Origin of the sequence: Luteibacter pinisoli (genome assembly GCF_006385595.1) — a bacterium.
Taxonomy (GTDB): Bacteria; Pseudomonadota; Gammaproteobacteria; order Xanthomonadales; family Rhodanobacteraceae; genus Luteibacter; species Luteibacter pinisoli.
This window is the reverse complement of sequence record NZ_CP041046.1, coordinates 2,982,034-2,998,534: the sequence shown is the minus strand read 5'-3', so window position 1 is coordinate 2,998,534 and position 16,501 is coordinate 2,982,034. Positions and strand designations below refer to the sequence as shown.

Sequence of the window (16,501 nt, the reverse complement as noted above, 5' to 3'; positions counted from 1 at the left end):
ATGGATGCGCGTGCCCCCCGGCTTTGCCATGATGGTTGAGCCGTCGAGTTTAGCGGTGCGCACGCGACGCTGGCGAGGCGTGTTCCTCGTCCTGTTCGTGCTGGCGCTGGTGTGCAAGGTTGTCATAGCGGCCACCCTGTCGCCCTTTGGTGACGAAGCCTTCTACTGGCAGGAGAGCCTGCACCCCGACTGGGGTTATAGCGACCTGCCGCCGCTCACCGCGTGGCTCATTGCCGCGTCGGAGGCCGTTTTCGGGCACGGCCTGCTGGCCATGCGGTTTCCCTTCCTCGTCCTGGGTGCCCTCGTCCCGTGGCAGGTGGCGGCGCTGGCGACCCGGGTGAGTGGGGGAGCCGCCCCGTTCCAGGCCGCTACGTTCGCCCTGTTGCTTCCGCTGGTCGGCAGCCTCGGCGTGCTTGCTCTGCCCGATGTGCCACTGACCGTGGGCATCCTGCTGGCCGCCCAGGGGTTGGTGGCGGCACTTGAGACAAATCGTAAGCGCGATTGGCTGGTGCTCGGACTTGGCCTCGCAATGGCCTGGGCAACGCACTACCGGGCCGCCATGGCGATGCTGGCCGGGCTGGTGTTCGTGGTGGGCATGCCGCGTGGGCGGGCAGCATTGCGCGGTGCCGGCTTCTGGATCGCCATGGCGGTCGCATCGCTGGGCCTCGTGCCCATCGTGCTCTACAACGTCGCGTCGCGTGGTGCCGGCGTGGCGTTCCAGCTGGTGGAGCGCAATCCCTGGCAGTTCCACGCGGATGCGCTCGTCCAGCCGGCGGAGCAGGCGCTGGCCTGCACGCCGCTGATTTATGGACTGCTGCTGTGGGCGCTGTGGCGGGCATGGCGGCGCCGCGTCGAACATGGCTATGACGTCGTCGCCGCGCTGGCAGGCACGTTTGTCATCGCTTACTTCGTGCTCGGGTTGTTCGCCGACGACGTCCGCTTTCGCGCGCATTGGCCGCTGCCAGGTTATGCCTTGCTGTGTGCGGTGCTCCCTGCGCTGCTTGATGGGGCATCGGTGCGCATCCGTTACTTTGCGATGCTGGCGCTTGGTGTTGCCGGCGCCGGCCTGCTCATGGGGTTTGCCTACCTCGGGCTGGCCGCGTCGCCTCGCGGCGCCGTGCTGCTCGCTGGTGCCAAAGCCTTCCCGTCGAACTTCACGGGCTGGCGCGAGGTAACGGCCGCCTTGCCGCCGCACCCGAACGGCACGCTGCTGGTGGCCGACAATTTCATGCTCGCCGCCGAGCTTCGCTTCCAGCTGGGTGCGCAGGCCACGGTGTACTCCCTCGACAGCCCACTCAACGCCAAGCACGGCCGCACCGCGCAGTTGCGCACGTGGCAACGCGACGAAGCCGCGCTTGCCCTGCATGCCGGTGCGCCGGTGCTGCTTGTCGTGGATGAAACCGCGTTGCGCGAGCGGGAAACCCGCGACTGGCTCGGCTCGATCTGCACACGCGTGGATCGCCTCCGTCCACTGGGGCGCGTCGATGCGCTGGATGGGCGCCGTCGTTTTGCGTACTACGCCGCGCAGGTGCGCGTGGCGCGTGGCGTGCCTGCGGATCCCGACCAGTGCATGGTCTGGATGAATGCGTACGTCGCGTCAGGGCAGGGTGAGGCCCGCGGCACGCAGAAGCCGTGAGGTGGCGATCAGCGGCAAGCCCACCAGTGCGGTGGGATCCTCATTGCGGATGCGTTCGAACAGGGTGATGCCCAGTCCTTCGCATTTGAAACTCCCCGCACAATCCAGGGGGCGTTCGCGTTCGACGTAACGAACGATGTCGTCGTGCGCCAGTGTGCGGAAGACGACGCGTGTTTCGTCCACATGTGCGTGTGCGTTTCCCTGCGCATCGATGACGCACACCGCGGTATGGAAGACCACCTCGTTACCCGAGCTCGCTTCGAGCTGGCGGTGGGCTTCCGTCACGGTGCCGGGCTTGTCGAGCACCGTGCCGTTGAGGTCGGCCACCTGGTCCGAGCCGATGACGACGCTCCCGGCGTGGAGGGCGGCGACGGCGCGAGCCTTGGCTTCGGCGAGGCGTGCCGCCCGGGCGTGCGGCGATTCACCGGGCAGGGCGTCTTCGTCCGTACCCGGCGCGGCCTGGGTGAACGTGTCCAGCAGGCGGCGGAGCAGGGCGGCGCGGTAGGCCGACGTCGAGGCGAGGATGACCTGGGCTGGGGCTGGGGCAAGGCTTAGCGATCCGGCTGGAAGTGCTCGCGCACGGCGGTATCAAGGGCAGTCTGGGCGTCGTCGAGCGCCTGCAGCCGCGGCTCAAGCTGGTGGCGTGCGCGGACGAGGGCATTCACCGCTTCATCCAGCTCACGCTGGGTGGCGCTGGGCGCCCGGTCGCGGATCCACAGGCGTTGCTGGAGCAGGGCGCGAAGCCCCGAATCCACGGCCTGCTGGGCTTCGACTTCGCCGACCGCGGGCTGGTCCGGGCTGAACTGCATCACGGCGTGGGCGCGCTGGAGACGGTCGCGGCAGTCCTTCAGGTCGGTCTCCAGGCGGTCGGCCTGGTCCATCAGGTCCTGGAGGGCACTGTGGCGCCGACGGCGGCGCTGGTGGGCAAGCGTCCAGGCGCAGAGCCCGGCGACGATGACGAGCATGGCGGCAAGTGCATAATATGCAAAGGAAAACACGCTGACACTTCCCCCTCATGGGCGTGCTGAGGCAAACTCAGCGCTGTCGGCGAGTCTGCCCGAAACACGGCCCGGATCGCAAAAATACCCCGAGGCGCCGCCGGATGCATCTAACCGGTTGACTTCAAGGGTGTTGATGCCTACCATTTCCCGATTATGTCCGTGACTTTGCCATCGTCCGTGGACGCTTGGCGCGAAGTTCGTGCGCGGCGTTCGTTCCAGGGTCAGCTCCCGCTGTCGGCGTTCAAGCGCCTTTGCGAGGTGCTGGCATCGCCCGAGGGTGATGTCGCCTACGAACTGGACTTCGGCAAAGACGATATCCTGGGTATCTCCTACGTGGCAGTTCGCGCGAAGGTGTCGCCCACGCTGATTTGTCAGCGATCCCTGGAGCCTTTCCAGCTCCCGGTGGAGGTCGATACCCGTCTCGGACTGATCGTCGATGAGCGTGAAGAAGCCTCCCTTCCGGAGGGCTACGAAGCGCTTCTGCTCGAGCAGGACGGCAAGATGGATTTGCTGGCCGCGATCGAGGACGAACTGCTGTTGGCGCTGCCCCTGGTTCCGGTCAACCCGGACTATGAGCTGCCCGAAGAGATCACCGGCTCCGACGAAGAAGACGTTCCTTCCTCGCCCGAAGCATCCGATAACCCGTTCGCGGCTCTCCGCGGACTCATAAAGTAAGCAATTTCGCTGGAGATTCGCCATGGCCGTTGCCAAGAGCCGCAAGACCCCGTCCACCCGCGGCATGCGCCGTTCGCACGACGCCCTCAAGGGTGTGCAGCTGTCGACCGACCCGACCAGCGGTGAAGTGCACCTGCGTCACCACGTGACGAAGGATGGCTTCTACCGTGGCAAGAAGGTCATCGACACCCGCGGTGCGGTTGAAGTCGAAGACTAAGCCGGATCCGGCAGGTCTTACCCGAAAACGGCGCAGAAATGCGCCGTTTTTTCGTTCCAAACCCTCGCGAATGGTGCATTCGCCCATGGGTTGCTGGCACCATGCGCGGTTTGAACGCCCGGAAACGCCCCGCATGACCTCGAACAGCGCCTCGCTCGCCATCGTCTTCCCCGGCCAGGGCTCCCAGTCCGTCGGCATGCTTGCCGACCTCGCCGCCGCTCATCCCGAAGTGAAAGCCACCTTCGACGAAGCGTCCGAAGGCGCGGGCGTGGATCTTTGGGACATCAGCCAGAACGGCCCGGAAGAAAAGCTCAACAGCACCGAGAACACGCAGCCGGTGCTGCTGGCCGCCAGCGTGGCGGTGTGGCGCGTGTATCTGAAGCAGGGTGGTGCCCTGCCGGCCTACCTTTCGGGTCATAGCCTCGGTGAATACAGCGCGCTGGTGGCCGCGGGCGCCCTCTCGCTCAAGGATGCCGCCGGCCTCGTGGCCGAGCGTGGCCGCCTGATGCAGGCGGCGGTGCCGCCCGGCGTGGGCGCCATGGCGGCCATCCTCGGTGGCGACGATGCGCAGATCGCCCAGGTATGTGCAGAAGTGGCCGAAGGGCAGGTGGTGGCACCGGCGAACTTCAACTCGCCCGGCCAGCTGGTTATCGCCGGCAACGCCGAAGCCGTGGATCGCGCCCTGGCCCGCCTCGCCGAGCTGGGTGTGAAGAAGGCCGTGAAGCTGGCCGTTTCCGTGCCCTCGCATTGCATGCTGATGCGCGATGCGGCCGACAAGCTGGGCGAGAAGATGGCGGCGCTGGCATGGCGCGAGCCGTCGATCCCCGTGGTGCAGAACGCCGATGCCGCCGTCCACGCCTCGCTGGACGATATCCGTGGCGCCCTGCAGCGCCAGCTCTACCTGCCGGTGCGCTGGACCGAATGCGTCCAGGCCCTTGCCGCCCATGGCGTCACCCTGGTGCTCGAATGCGGCCCGGGCAAGGTGCTGGCGGGACTCATCAAGCGCATCGACAAGGCCGTGGTCGCCACGGCCATCGGCACCCCGGCCGAGCTCGATGCGGCCGTGGCCGCCCAGGCCTGACCCTCATTCCCCTCTCGCAGGACCGATAACCATGACCCATTCCCTTAAGGGCGAGATCGCCCTGGTGACCGGCGCCAGCCGCGGCATTGGCGCCGCCATCGCCGACCTGCTGGCCGCGCAGGGCGCGACCGTTTACGGCACCGCCACCAGCGAAAGCGGCGCCAAGGCCATTGGCGAGCGGCTTGCCGCGCACGGCGGCCACGGCCGCGTCCTCGACGTCACCCAGCCTGAAGCCATCGACGCCCTGGTCGACGAGATCGGCAAGGCGGCCGGCGCGGTGTCCATCCTGGTGAACAATGCCGGGATCACCCGCGACCAGCTGCTCATGCGCATGAAGGAAGACGACTGGAGCGCGATCATCGACACGAACCTGACGTCGGTGTTCCGTACGTCCAAGGCGGTGATGCGCGGGATGATGAAGGCACGCAAGGGCCGGATCATCAGCATCGCTTCCGTGGTGGGCGTCACCGGCAACCCCGGCCAGGCCAACTACGCGGCGGCCAAGGCCGGCATCATCGCCTTTTCGAAGTCGCTGGCTCGTGAGATTGGCTCGCGCGGCATCACGGTGAACGTGGTGGCCCCGGGCTTCATCGATACGGACATGACCCGGGCACTGCCGGAAGACCAGCGCCAGGCCCTGCTGGGCGGGATCGCCCTTGGCCACCTGGGTGAAAGCCAGGACATCGCCGAAGCGGTGGCCTTCCTGGCCTCGCCGGCCGCCAAGTACATCACCGGCGAGACGCTTCACGTTAACGGCGGCATGTACATGCCCTGATGGCACCCGGCCCGGGGGCAGTCGCCACCGGGCCGATTTTGAGAGACAATCACCCTTTCGCGCCCGGGTTCGCCCGGACGCTATCTACGTCACGGCAACGTGCTGGCGGGTATGGACCTTAGCCACTACAATTCGCCGGATTTTTTTCCCTCGGGAGGTTATAGCGACATGAGCACCATCGAAGAACGCGTCAAGAAGATCGTCGTCGAACAGCTGGGCGTCAAGGAAGATGAAGTGACCACGAACGCCTCGTTCGTGGACGATCTGGGCGCTGATTCGCTGGATACCGTCGAACTCGTGATGGCTCTTGAAGAAGAGTTCGAGTGCGAGATCCCGGACGAAGAAGCCGAGAAGATCACGACGGTTCAGCAGGCTGTCGACTACGTCAAGGCCCACGTCAAAGCCTGATAGCCGACAGGTCGTCGAGAGAGGCATCGCCTCCCTTTGATTTCCGAGCGACATGGAAGCTGCGCCGTTATGGCGCAGTTTTCGTTTCCGCCTTTTGTAACCTGCGCCTGCGTATGGTTAACACGGGCACAGTGAAGGAACAAACGCATGAGTAAGCGACGTGTGGTAGTGACCGGCATGGGGATCATCTCGCCGGTCGGTAACGATATCGCCACCGCCTGGAAGAACGTTGTCGAAGGGAATTCGGGCATCGGCCCGGTCACCGAGTTCGACGCCAGCGCATACACCACCCGCATTGCCGGTGAAGTGCCGGGGTTTGATGCCGTGGACGCGTACTTCGCCGGCACCGACACGCCGGACGACGAGCGCCGTTCCATCGCGAAAGACTTCAAGCGGATGGACCCGTTCATCCACTTCGGCATCGTCGCTGGCACGCATGCGTTTCGTCAGTCGGGCCTCGTCATCACCGACGAGAATGCCGGCCGTGTCGGCGTCGCCGCCGGCGCAGGCATCGGCGGCCTGCACACCATTGAAGGGACGGCGCTCGAGCTGGCCGAAAAGGGCCCGCGCAAGGTGTCGCCGTTCTACGTGCCCAGCTCCATCATCAACATGGTGGCGGGCAACCTGTCGATCTACCACGGCCTGAAGGGCCCGAACATCGCCCTGGTGTCGGCCTGCACGACGGCCGCGCACAACATCGGCATGGCCATGCGCCTCATCCAGTACGGCGACGCCGATGCGATGCTGGCGGGTGGCTCGGAGTTCGCGACCACGCCGACGGCGATGGCGGGTTTCTGCTCGGCCAAGGCCATGTCCACGCGCAACGACGACCCGAAGCACGCCAGCCGTCCGTGGGACGTCGACCGTGATGGTTTCCTGCTCTCCAACGGCGCGGGCATGCTCATGCTCGAGGAATACGAATTCGCCAAGGCGCGCGGTGCGACGATCCTGGCCGAGCTCGTCGGCTTCGGCATGAGTGGCGATGCGTACCACATCACCTCGCCGAGCGGCGATGGCGCTGAACTGGCCATGCGCAACGCGCTGCACGATGCCGGCCTCAAGGCGGAAGACGTCCAGTACGTCAACGCGCATGGCACGTCCACGCCCGTGGGTGACCTGGGCGAAGCCAAGGCCATCCGCAGCGTGTTCGGCGAGCACGCCACGAAGAAGGGCAAGTTCGCCGTCAGCTCCACCAAGTCGGTCACCGGTCACCTGCTGGGTGCCGCCGGTGGTGTCGAGGCGATCTTCTCCATCATGGCGCTGCGCGACGGCATCATGCCGCCGACCATGAACCTCGAGAACCTGGACCCAGAAGTTGCTGCACTGGGCATGGACCTCGTGCCGAACAAGGCGGAAAAGGCCGACCTCACCGTCGCCATGTCCAATTCGTTCGGTTTCGGTGGCACCAACGGTACGCTCGTCTTCCGTCGCGTCTGACCCCGCGTTGGCTTTCACCACGCGAACCCTCGCCGGCCGGCGCGATCTCCTCGCGCCGGCCGCGTTGTATCCGGACCGCTATCCGGCCCTGCTGGCGTCGGCCGTCACGGGCACGGCGCAGTCCCGTTTCGACATCCTCTTCGCGGGCGGCGACGCCTCACTGACGCTGGACGCGCATGGCGTGTTGCGCGATAAGAAGGGCGCGGTCGTCGACAGCACGTTCCTTGATGCATTCGACCTTGCATGGTCGGCGCATCGCCGTGCCCGTGTCGATGACGGCTTGCCGTTTCACGGCGGCTGGGTGGTTTACCTCGGCTATGAAGTGGCGGGGCAGGTCGAACCGTCACTGCACCTGCCGGTAGCGCGTGGCATTGCACCGGTGGCTTTTGCGCTGCGTTCGCCGGCCGCCGCCATCGTCGATCACGTGGAAGGCCGCACGATCCTCGTGGCGGAAGAGGGTGCCGGGCATTGGCTCGACACGCTGGCCGCCGACCTCGATAGCGTCTTGCCCGAGCTGGCCCTGGCCGCGCCGGAACGCGTCGACGAAGACGAGCCGCAGCGCTTCCTGGATGGCGTGGTCCGTATCCACGAACACCTGCGGGCCGGTGACACCTTCCAGGTGAACCTGTCGCGCCGCTGGTGCGCGCATTTCACCGATGCGCCGCGTCCGGCCGCGCTGATGCAGGCGCTACGCCGGGCCAATCCCGCGCCGTTCGCCGGCCTCCTGCAGGGTGATGGCTGGGCCGTCGTCAGCTCCTCGCCCGAGCGCCTCGTCGAATCGCGCGACGGCGTGCTGCAGACGCGCCCCATCGCCGGCACGCGTCCGCGGCTTCCCGGTGATGACGATGCGGCACGTATCCTTGAACTGACCACGCATCCCAAGGAGCGCGCCGAGCACGTGATGCTTATCGACCTGGAACGCAACGACCTCGGCCGCGTCTGCGTGCCGGGTAGCGTGAAGGTGGATGAGCTCATGGTGGTGGAGAGCTACGCGCATGTGCATCACATCGTTTCCAATGTCCGTGGCCGCGCTCGCGAGGGCGTGACGCCGGGCGAGGTCATCGCCGCGACCTTCCCGGGTGGCACGATCACCGGCTGTCCGAAGGTGCGCTGCATGCAGATCATCGGCGACATCGAGCAGGAGCCACGCGGTGCGTATACCGGCGCGCTCGGCTACGTCGATGACAGCGGCGACATGGACCTCAACATCCTCATCCGCACCCTGATGGCCGAAGGGCGCGAGGTATCGTTGCGCGCCGGGGCGGGCATCGTCACCGATTCCGTGCCGGAGAAAGAGCTGGAAGAAACCCGGGCCAAGGCACGTGGCCTGCTGCGGATCTTTGGCGCCGCATGACGACGCGCGTCTCCGTGGACTTTCGCGACGGCGTCGTCGTTTCCGCGGCGGACCGCGGCTTTACTTACGGCGATGGCCTGTTTGAAACGGTGCGCGTCGTGGCGGGGCGGGTGCCCTTGTGGCCGCGCCATCGCGCGCGCCTCGGCGAAGGATGCCAACGGCTGCGCCTGCCCGCGCCCGCGATGGACGCGATCCATGACGAAGTGCTCAGGCTGTCCGCCGGCTGGGATGATGCGGTGGTACGCGTGACCCTTAGCCGAGGTGTCGGCGAACGAGGGTACGCCTTGCCGCAGCATCCGCGGCCCACCCTGGTCGTGTCGGCGTCGCCGCTCACGCTGGACGCGCAGGCGGCGGAGCAGGGGGTGGCGGTGCGCCTGTGCGACACGCGAATGGCCGCGCAGCCGCTGCTGGCTGGCCTGAAGCATCTCAACCGCCTGGAGCAGGTGCTGGCGCGTGCCGAGTGGACGGACCCGGCCTTCGCGGAAGGCCTGATGTGCGATAGCGACGGGCACGTGGTCTGCGCCACGGCGGCCAACCTGTTTGCCGTCTTCGGCGACGAGCTGGTCACGCCCCCGGTGGACCAGTGCGGTGTCGCAGGCGTGGCTCGCGCCGAAGTGATGGCCGTGCAGCCCGTTGCGGTGCGGCGGATGAGCCCGTCGCAACTGGGTGATGCGGATGAGGTCTTCCTCACATCGGCCGTTCGGGGCATCCTCCCTGTCCGGGCGCTCGATGCCCGCACGTGGCGACCCGGCCCCGTGACCCGTGCGCTGCAGGCGCACTGGTCTAGCCTGGGCTTGCCGTTGCCGAACCGTGCCAAGGATCGTGATTGATGAATGTGCGTGGCGCTGCCCGTTGGCGCGTTGTCTTGCTGGTGCTGCTGCTCGCCGCCATGGCCGCCGGTGCCTGGCTCTGGTTCGACTGGGCCCGCTTTGCCCGCACGCCGCTGTCACTCCCGGTGGCAGGGCAGAGCATCGATGTCGCCCGTGGTTCGTCGTTCAGGGACATCGTCCGCGAACTGGGCGATCGCGGCGTCACCCGGGCATCGCCGCTGTACTGGCGCGTGCTCGCCATGGAAATGCACGCGTCGGGCCGCCTCCACGCGGGCGAGTTCGCGCTGCGCCCGGGCATGACCCCGCGCGACCTCATCGCGGACATGGCCGCCGGCAAGGTCATGCAGCGCAATTTCACCATCGTGGATGGCTGGACGTTTGCCGACCTTCGCCGCGCGCTCGGCACCGTCGATACGCTCACGCACGACACGGCGGGCCTGGACGACGCGGCGATCATGCAGCGCCTGGGTGCGCCGGGCGATAACCCCGAGGGTCGTTTCCTGCCGGAAACCTACGCCTACGTGAAGGGTGACACCGATAGCAGTGTCCTCAAGCGCGCCTACGGCGCGATGAGCAAGACGCTCGACTCGGCGTGGCCCGGCCGGGCGAAGGACCTGCCGCTGGCCAGTCCGTACGAGGCGTTGATCCTCGCCTCGATCGTGGAGAAGGAAACCGGCAAGGCGGACGAGCGGCCGCGCATCGCGGGTGTGTTCGTGCGCCGGCTGGAACAGCACATCCTGCTGCAGACGGACCCGACGGTGATCTACGGCATGGGCGCGGCGTATGCCGGCAACATCCACAAGAGCGACCTGACCACCGACACCCCCTACAATACGTACACGCGTGCCGGCCTGCCGCCGACGCCCATCGCCCTCCCGGGGCGTGCAGCGATCGAGGCGGCCCTGCACCCGGCCGAAGGCAAGGAGCTGTACTTCGTCGCGCGCGGCGATGGCAGCCATGTGTTTTCGGCCACCCTCGAAGAACACAACAAGGCCGTGGCCTGTTACCAGTTGAAGCGATGCCCATGACGACCCCAGGACGCCCCGCATGACCGCCCGCCCGTGGCTGGCAGAGGCGTGGGCACGCCTGCAGGCGCGTCGTGAGCGCGGGGCATTGCCCCATGCGTTGTTGCTGGCCGGCCCTGCCGGGCTGGGCAAGCGTGAGTTCCTTGACGCCTTCGTGAAGGGCTTGCTCTGCCAGCAGCCGGTGGATGGCGTCGCCTGCGGGGTCTGCCGCAGCTGCCATCTGGTGGCAGCCGGGACGCATCCGGACATCGTGTCGCTCAGCTTCGGCGTGCGCAAGGACGGCGGCGCGCGCACGGAAATCGTGGTGGACCAGGTGCGCGAGCTGTCCCAGCGCCTGGCCATGGCCAGCCAGTTCGGCGGCTGGCAGGTGGCCACCATCGACCCGGCGGACGCGATGAACGCGGCGGCCGCGAACGCCCTGTTGAAAACCCTGGAAGAGCCGACCGCCTCGACCATCCTTATCCTTGTGGCCGACCAGCCGGCGCGCCTGCCGGCGACGATCCGCAGCCGCTGCCAGCGCGTGGACTTCATGGTCCCGTCGAACGAGGTGGCCCTGGACTGGCTGCGCGCCGAAGGGGTGGCCGACGCCGCCGCGGCGCTTGAGGCCGCCGGGGGCAATCCCGGGCTGGCCCGCGAGTGGGCTACCGACGGAGCGCTCAAGCAGCGGTCTGAAGTGCGCAACGACCTCAAGGGCCTCGCCGCCGGGCGTGGCGACCCCATGGAGGTCGTGAAGCGCTGGCAGGCGACCGACCCGGCGCGCTACGTGTGGTTTGCCGCCCAGGCGGCGACCGATGAGCTGCGCGCCCGTGCCGCGGGGCGCCCGCTGCCGCTGGACAGCCAGCTCGACGACGAATCGCTGGATGCCTGGTATGGCCGGGCAAACCGGGCGCGCGACGCCCTGCGCGGCCCCCTGCGCACCGACCTGCTGCTGCTGGAACTCATCGCCGCCTGGCGTTGACGTGGCCTTTTCGCCGAATCCGCCCTAATCCAGGCTCAGACGCACCCCCGGTAACGCCGTGCCCCACGCCCCCACCATCGATGCGTCCACACGTCTCCTGGTCGTCGCTCCGCACCCGGACGACGAGTCGCTGGCGGCCGGCATGCTGATCCAGCGCTGCCTGGCCCTGGGTGGCCGGGTGGACGTGGCGCTGCTCACCGATGGCGACGACAACCCATGGCCGCAGCGCTGGATGGAAAAGCGCGTGTTCATCGGTGCGGCCGGACGCAGGCGCTGGGGTGAGCGCCGCCGGGGCGAAGTGGCTGCCGCGCTGGGCCGGCTCGGCGTCGGCCCGGATCACCTCCACGCCATGGGCTGGCACGACATGCAGGTGACCGCCCAGTTGCGCGGGCGCTACGAGGCATCCGTGGGCAGGTTGCGCGCCGTCATCGAGCGCGTGCGTCCCACGCTGGTCGTCATTCCCGACCTGGGCGACCGCCATCCCGACCATGGGGCCGCCCACGTCCTTGCCCGGCTGGCCCTGCATGCCGCAGGTTCCGCCGCCGACGTCCTGACGTACATGGTGCATGGCACCGAGGCGAGCGCGCCGGAGGACCTGATCGTTCCCGACGCCGACCCCGAGCGCCAGGCGACGAAGATCGCCGCCGTGCTGGAGCACGCCACGCAGATGGCACTGAGCCGCGAACGGATGCTGGGTATCGCTTCCCGCCCTGAACGCTTCGACCGGCCGCAGCCCTCGGTCTCCGGCGACCTGCTGCGCTTGCCGTGGCGTCCGGGTTCGTTTGCCCGTTCGCGCCTGCGGGTGTTGCTGGCGGACGGGCAGGGCACGCGGCACTGGGCATGGCGCGCGGCGCCGCTGGAGCGCGAAGGCGACGACTGGCTCCTGGCCCTGCGACCCGTGCCCGGCCCGGCCTTCGTCAAGCTCACCGCCGACCTCTCCACCCCGTGGATCTACGACCGTTACGGCTGGGTGTGCCAGGACCCGGAGCCGGTCGGGCTTGTGGCCCGGCCTGTCGCCTAGCTAGGATGGCCGGCATCCAAGGGAATCCAACGCTGCCATGAACGCCACCAGCCCGTCGCCGCGCCAGGGCATCCTGTCGCTGAAGATCAAGGACGTGAATTCCCTGTACATCTCGTACATGCCGTTCCTGAAGACCGGCGGCCTGTTCGCGCCCACGGCCCAGCGCTACAACCTCGGTGACGAGGTGGCCCTGCTGGTCACCCTGATCGACGATAACGAGCGCCTGTCGGTCGCCGGCAAAGTCGTCTGGATCACGCCCGTCGGTGCCCAGGGCAACCGCACCGCCGGGGTCGGCATCCAGTTCAACGAGTCCCCCGAGAGCGAGGCGGCCCGGCAGCGAATCGAGGCCATCCTGGCCGGTACCCTCAATTCCGAGCGGCCAACCCAGACGATGTAACGGGTTTTTCCTTCATTAAGACTTGTCCCGATACCTGCACGCACTGGTACAATAGATCGGTTCCCCAACGTGAGATTGTGGATCTCCGGAGTCGTTGGTGCGCCTGGCGTGCCCGCACGGATCGGTCCGTTTGGATCGATTCGAAAAAAGCTTCGGCGCCCCTAGCCGGACCGCTCGTCCCCGTCGACGGTCACTGATGCGCCCAGCGAGGCGCGGAGGTACGCAGCATCGTGCTTGCCCAATATTGGCCCGTCCTGTTGTTCATTGCCGTGGCCGTAGGCCTAGGCCTCGTCCTGATGGTGCTCGGCATGCTTGCCGGTCCGCGCCGTCCCGATGCGGAAAAGCTCTCGCCTTATGAGTGCGGCTTCGAGGCCTTCGAGGACGCACGCATGAAGTTCGATGTGCGCTATTACCTCATCGCCATCCTCTTCATTATTTTCGATCTGGAAATTGCCTTCCTTTTCCCCTGGGCCGTGGTGTTCGACAAGATCGGACTCATCGCACTGGTTGAAATGGCGCTGTTCCTCGCGCTGCTCGTGGTCGGTTTCGGTTATGTCTGGAAGAAGGGAGCGCTCGAATGGGAGTGATGACCACCATCGACCGGGTGATGCACAACCCGGAGCCGCTCAACCTCGTTGACGACATCATCCGCCCGAACGGCGACGCCCCGCTGCCGCAGCGCGGCTTCGGCGTCACCAGCGTCGACGCCCTGATGAACTGGGCGCGCACCGGCTCGATGTGGCCGATGACGTTCGGCCTGGCCTGCTGCGCGGTGGAAATGATGCACGCCGGTGCGGCGCGCCTGGATCTCGATCGCTTCGGCGTCGTGTTCCGTCCCAGCCCGCGCCAGTCCGACGTGATGATCGTCGCCGGCACCCTGGTCAACAAGATGGCCCCGGCCCTGCGCAAGGTCTACGACCAGATGCCGGAGCCGAAGTGGGTGATCTCCATGGGCTCGTGCGCCAACGGCGGCGGCTACTACCACTATTCGTATTCGGTCGTGCGTGGCTGCGATCGCATCGTGCCGGTCGACATCTACGTGCCGGGCTGCCCGCCGACGGCCGAAGCGCTGATCCACGGCATCCTGCAGCTGCAGAAGAAGATCCGCCGCACCCACACGATCGCGCGCTAACAGGGCCTGCACATGAGCGTTAATAACGAGACCTCGCTGGTCGAACGCCTCGCCGCACGCTTCGGCGACATGCTGTCGGTGAAGGTCGAGCGCAACGAAGTCACGGCCGAGGTCGCCCCGCGCGACCTGATCGCCGTGGCCACCGCGCTGCGTGACGAGGCGGGTTTCCGCTTCACCGTCTTCATCGACATCTGTGGCGTGGATTACCTGAGCTACGGCAAGACCGAATGGGACACCGACACGGCGCAGGGCGAAAGCTTCTCGCGCGGCGTCGAAGGCCAGGCGGTCGGCCGCTTCACCTGGGCCGAGCGCCCGCGTCCGGCAGAACTGCCGCGCCGCTTCGCTGCCGTGTACCACCTGCTGTCGATCGAAGATAACCAGCGCATTCGCCTGCGCGCGTTCTGCGAAGACGACAACTTCCCGGTGGTGCCGTCGGTGACGGGCCTGTGGCCGGGCGCCGACTGGTTCGAGCGCGAAGCATTCGACCTGTTTGGCATCATTTTCGATGGCCACCCCGACCTGCGCCGCATCCTTACCGATTACGGCTTCGTGGGCCATCCGTTCCGCAAGGACTTCCCGCTGATTGGCAACGTCGAAGTTCGCTACGACGCCGAGCAGAAGCGTGTCGTCTACGAACCGGTTTCGATCGAGCCGCGCGTGCTTGTGCCGCGCACGATCCGCAACGATGCCGACCTCGATCAGGCCAGGGCGGAAGCCGCCGACCGCTGGCGGGAGAATTAAGCCGTGGAAGAGATCCGCAATTACACGATGAACTTCGGTCCGCAGCATCCCGCTGCGCACGGCGTGCTGCGCCTGGTGCTGGAGATGGACGGCGAGACCATCGTCCGTGCCGATCCGCACATCGGCCTGCTGCACCGTGGTACCGAGAAGCTCGCCGAGTCCAAGCCGTTCAACCAGTCCATCGGTTACATGGACCGCCTCGACTACGTGTCGATGATGTGCAACGAGCACGCCTACGTGCGCGCCATCGAAAACCTCATGGGGATCGAGGCGCCGGTTCGCGCGCAGTACATCCGCACGATGTTCGACGAGATCACCCGCATCCTGAACCACCTGATGTGGGTCGGTTCCAACGCGCTCGACCTGGGCGCGATGGCCGTGTTCCTGTACGCCTTCCGTGAGCGCGAAGAGCTCATGGACGTGTACGAGGCTGTTTCCGGCGCGCGCATGCACGCCACGTACTACCGCCCGGGCGGCGTGTACCGCGACCTGCCGGAGCAGATGCCGCAGTACCGCGAATCGCCGTGGCACAAGGGTGGCGACCTCAAGCGCCTGAACAACTGGCGCGAAGGTTCGATGCTGGACTACCTCACGGAGTTCACCAACGACTTCCCGGCGCGCGTGGATGAGTACGAATTGCTGCTCACCAACAACCGTATCTGGAAGCAGCGTACCGTCGGCATCGGCATCGTCTCGCCCGAGAAGGCCCAGGCCTGGGGCATGACCGGCGCCATGCTGCGTGGTTCGGGCATCGCGTGGGATCTTCGCAAGAAGCAGCCGTACGCCGCCTACGAGCACATGGATTTCGACGTTCCCGTCGGCGTCAACGGCGACTGCTACGACCGTTACCTGGTTCGCGTGGAAGAAATGCGCCAGTCCAACCGCATCATTCGCCAGTGCGTGGATTGGCTCAAGGCCAACCCGGGCCCGGTGATGGTGCAGAACTACAAGGTCGCCCCGCCCAGCCGTGTCGAAATGAAAAACGACATGGAAGCGCTGATCCACCACTTCAAGCTCTTCACCGAGGGCTATGGCGTCCCGGCCGGCGAAACCTATGCCGCCGTGGAAGCACCGAAGGGTGAATTTGGCTGCTACCTCGTTTCCGACGGTGCCAACAAGCCGTTCCGCGTGCACCTGCGCGCGCCCGGCTTCGCCCACCTGTCTTCGATGGACGCCTTCGTGCGGGGCCACATGCTCGCCGACGTCGTCGCGATGATCGGCACCTACGATCTCGTCTTCGGCGAAGTCGACCGCTAAGTCGACGGAGTATAAGAATCATGAAAGCCACCGGTCATTTCGAGCAGGTAAAGGACGTTGATCCGTTCGCCGTGCTCAACGATCACACCCGCGAACATATCGACCACTGGGTGTCCAAGTTCCCGCCGGATCGCAAGCGCTCGGCGCTGATCCAGTCGCTGATGGCGGCCCAGGAACAGAACGTCGGTTACCTCACCGATGAACTGATCACGGCGGTCGCGAAGTACCTCGACCTGCCGCCGATCTGGGCGTACGAAGTCGCGAGCTTCTACTCGATGTTCGAGACCACGCCCGTGGGCCGCAACAACGTCGCCATCTGCACCAACATCTCGTGCTGGCTCAACGGTGCCGAAGGCATCGTGCGCCATTGCGAGAAGAAGCTGGGCATCAAGACCGGCGAGAGCACCGCCGACGGCCGCATCTACCTCAAGCAGGAAGAGGAGTGCCTGGCCGCGTGCGCTGGCGCGCCGATGATGGTGGTCAACGGTCATTACCACGAGAAGCTGACGACCGAATCGGTCGACGCGCTGCTCGACGGCCTTAAGTGAGGAACGGC

Annotated in this window: 20 protein-coding genes; 18 read left to right on the top strand and 2 right to left on the bottom strand. The window is 66.7% G+C overall.

Going from position 1 to position 16,501, the window contains the following annotated elements:
* Nucleotides 1-4 precede the first annotated feature (4 nt).
* Nucleotides 5-1,636 carry an ArnT family glycosyltransferase gene (locus FIV34_RS13535; protein WP_246058620.1) on the top strand — a complete coding sequence of 544 codons (1,632 nt, stop codon included), beginning with the start codon at nucleotides 5-7 and terminating at the stop codon, nucleotides 1,634-1,636.
* Here FIV34_RS13535 and FIV34_RS13530 read toward each other — a convergent pair.
* Together FIV34_RS13530 and FIV34_RS13525 are read right to left on the bottom strand one after the other, a co-directional pair.
* Nucleotides 1,598-2,161, bottom strand: a complete 564-nt coding sequence (locus FIV34_RS13530) for a Maf family protein (protein ID WP_139983620.1) — start codon at nucleotides 2,159-2,161, stop codon at nucleotides 1,598-1,600. The genes FIV34_RS13535 and FIV34_RS13530 overlap by 39 nt on opposite strands.
* A 26-nt stretch (nucleotides 2,162-2,187) precedes the next feature.
* On the bottom strand, nucleotides 2,188-2,634 hold the full coding sequence (locus tag FIV34_RS13525; RefSeq protein WP_139983618.1) for a hypothetical protein: 447 nt from the start codon (nucleotides 2,632-2,634) through the stop codon (nucleotides 2,188-2,190).
* Nucleotides 2,635-2,790: 156 nt separating this feature from the next.
* Between FIV34_RS13525 and FIV34_RS13520 the strand changes: the two genes are divergently transcribed.
* The 17 genes from FIV34_RS13520 (at nucleotide 2,791) to nuoE (ending at nucleotide 16,493) form a co-directional block, all read left to right on the top strand.
* Complete coding sequence (locus tag FIV34_RS13520; protein WP_139983616.1) at nucleotides 2,791-3,312, top strand: YceD family protein; 522 nt, start codon at nucleotides 2,791-2,793, stop codon at nucleotides 3,310-3,312.
* Nucleotides 3,313-3,334: 22 nt separating this feature from the next.
* Complete coding sequence (gene rpmF / locus FIV34_RS13515) at nucleotides 3,335-3,529, top strand: 50S ribosomal protein L32 (RefSeq protein WP_139983614.1); 195 nt, start codon at nucleotides 3,335-3,337, stop codon at nucleotides 3,527-3,529.
* 133 nt (nucleotides 3,530-3,662) lie between these two features.
* Nucleotides 3,663-4,610 carry an ACP S-malonyltransferase gene (fabD, locus tag FIV34_RS13510; protein WP_139983612.1) on the top strand — a complete coding sequence of 316 codons (948 nt, stop codon included), beginning with the start codon at nucleotides 3,663-3,665 and terminating at the stop codon, nucleotides 4,608-4,610.
* Between the two features lie 31 nt (nucleotides 4,611-4,641).
* Nucleotides 4,642-5,385, top strand: a complete 744-nt coding sequence (fabG, locus tag FIV34_RS13505) for a 3-oxoacyl-ACP reductase FabG (protein WP_139983610.1) — start codon at nucleotides 4,642-4,644, stop codon at nucleotides 5,383-5,385.
* A gap of 168 nt (nucleotides 5,386-5,553) precedes the next feature.
* Nucleotides 5,554-5,793: an acyl carrier protein gene (gene acpP, locus FIV34_RS13500; RefSeq protein WP_029213434.1), complete on the top strand. Its 240-nt coding sequence runs from the start codon at nucleotides 5,554-5,556 to the stop codon at nucleotides 5,791-5,793.
* Between the two features lie 147 nt (nucleotides 5,794-5,940).
* Nucleotides 5,941-7,230, top strand: a complete 1,290-nt coding sequence (gene fabF / locus FIV34_RS13495) for a beta-ketoacyl-ACP synthase II (protein ID WP_139983608.1) — start codon at nucleotides 5,941-5,943, stop codon at nucleotides 7,228-7,230.
* A gap of 7 nt (nucleotides 7,231-7,237) precedes the next feature.
* Nucleotides 7,238-8,584 (top strand): aminodeoxychorismate synthase component I, encoded by a 1,347-nt coding sequence (locus FIV34_RS13490; RefSeq protein ID WP_139983606.1) that lies wholly within the window; start codon nucleotides 7,238-7,240, stop codon nucleotides 8,582-8,584.
* Nucleotides 8,581-9,414 (top strand): aminodeoxychorismate lyase, encoded by an 834-nt coding sequence (gene pabC, locus FIV34_RS13485; RefSeq protein ID WP_139983604.1) that lies wholly within the window; start codon nucleotides 8,581-8,583, stop codon nucleotides 9,412-9,414. Before FIV34_RS13490 ends, pabC begins: the two co-directional genes overlap by 4 nt.
* Nucleotides 9,414-10,442 carry an endolytic transglycosylase MltG gene (mltG, locus tag FIV34_RS13480; RefSeq protein ID WP_139983602.1) on the top strand — a complete coding sequence of 343 codons (1,029 nt, stop codon included), beginning with the start codon at nucleotides 9,414-9,416 and terminating at the stop codon, nucleotides 10,440-10,442. Before pabC ends, mltG begins: the two co-directional genes overlap by 1 nt.
* Nucleotides 10,443-10,461: 19 nt before the next feature.
* Entirely contained in the window at nucleotides 10,462-11,397 is a 936-nt protein-coding gene (gene holB / locus FIV34_RS13475) for a DNA polymerase III subunit delta' (RefSeq protein ID WP_139983600.1), read from the top strand.
* Nucleotides 11,398-11,455: 58 nt separating this feature from the next.
* Entirely contained in the window at nucleotides 11,456-12,418 is a 963-nt protein-coding gene (locus FIV34_RS13470) for a PIG-L deacetylase family protein (RefSeq protein ID WP_139983598.1), read from the top strand.
* Nucleotides 12,419-12,455: 37 nt separating this feature from the next.
* Entirely contained in the window at nucleotides 12,456-12,815 is a 360-nt protein-coding gene (locus FIV34_RS13465) for a PilZ domain-containing protein (RefSeq protein WP_139983596.1), read from the top strand.
* Between the two features lie 230 nt (nucleotides 12,816-13,045).
* Nucleotides 13,046-13,402, top strand: a complete 357-nt coding sequence (locus tag FIV34_RS13460) for an NADH-quinone oxidoreductase subunit A (protein WP_139983594.1) — start codon at nucleotides 13,046-13,048, stop codon at nucleotides 13,400-13,402.
* Nucleotides 13,393-13,947 carry a NuoB/complex I 20 kDa subunit family protein gene (locus FIV34_RS13455; protein ID WP_139983592.1) on the top strand — a complete coding sequence of 185 codons (555 nt, stop codon included), beginning with the start codon at nucleotides 13,393-13,395 and terminating at the stop codon, nucleotides 13,945-13,947. Before FIV34_RS13460 ends, FIV34_RS13455 begins: the two co-directional genes overlap by 10 nt.
* 12 nt (nucleotides 13,948-13,959) lie before the next feature.
* Nucleotides 13,960-14,688 carry an NADH-quinone oxidoreductase subunit C gene (locus FIV34_RS13450; protein WP_139983590.1) on the top strand — a complete coding sequence of 243 codons (729 nt, stop codon included), beginning with the start codon at nucleotides 13,960-13,962 and terminating at the stop codon, nucleotides 14,686-14,688.
* Between the two features lie 27 nt (nucleotides 14,689-14,715).
* Nucleotides 14,716-15,945: an NADH-quinone oxidoreductase subunit D gene (locus FIV34_RS13445; RefSeq protein ID WP_246058824.1), complete on the top strand. Its 1,230-nt coding sequence runs from the start codon at nucleotides 14,716-14,718 to the stop codon at nucleotides 15,943-15,945.
* A gap of 20 nt (nucleotides 15,946-15,965) precedes the next feature.
* A complete protein-coding gene (gene nuoE, locus FIV34_RS13440; protein ID WP_139983586.1) occupies nucleotides 15,966-16,493 on the top strand; it encodes an NADH-quinone oxidoreductase subunit NuoE in 528 nt (175 codons plus the stop codon).
* Nucleotides 16,494-16,501: the final 8 nt, after the last annotated feature.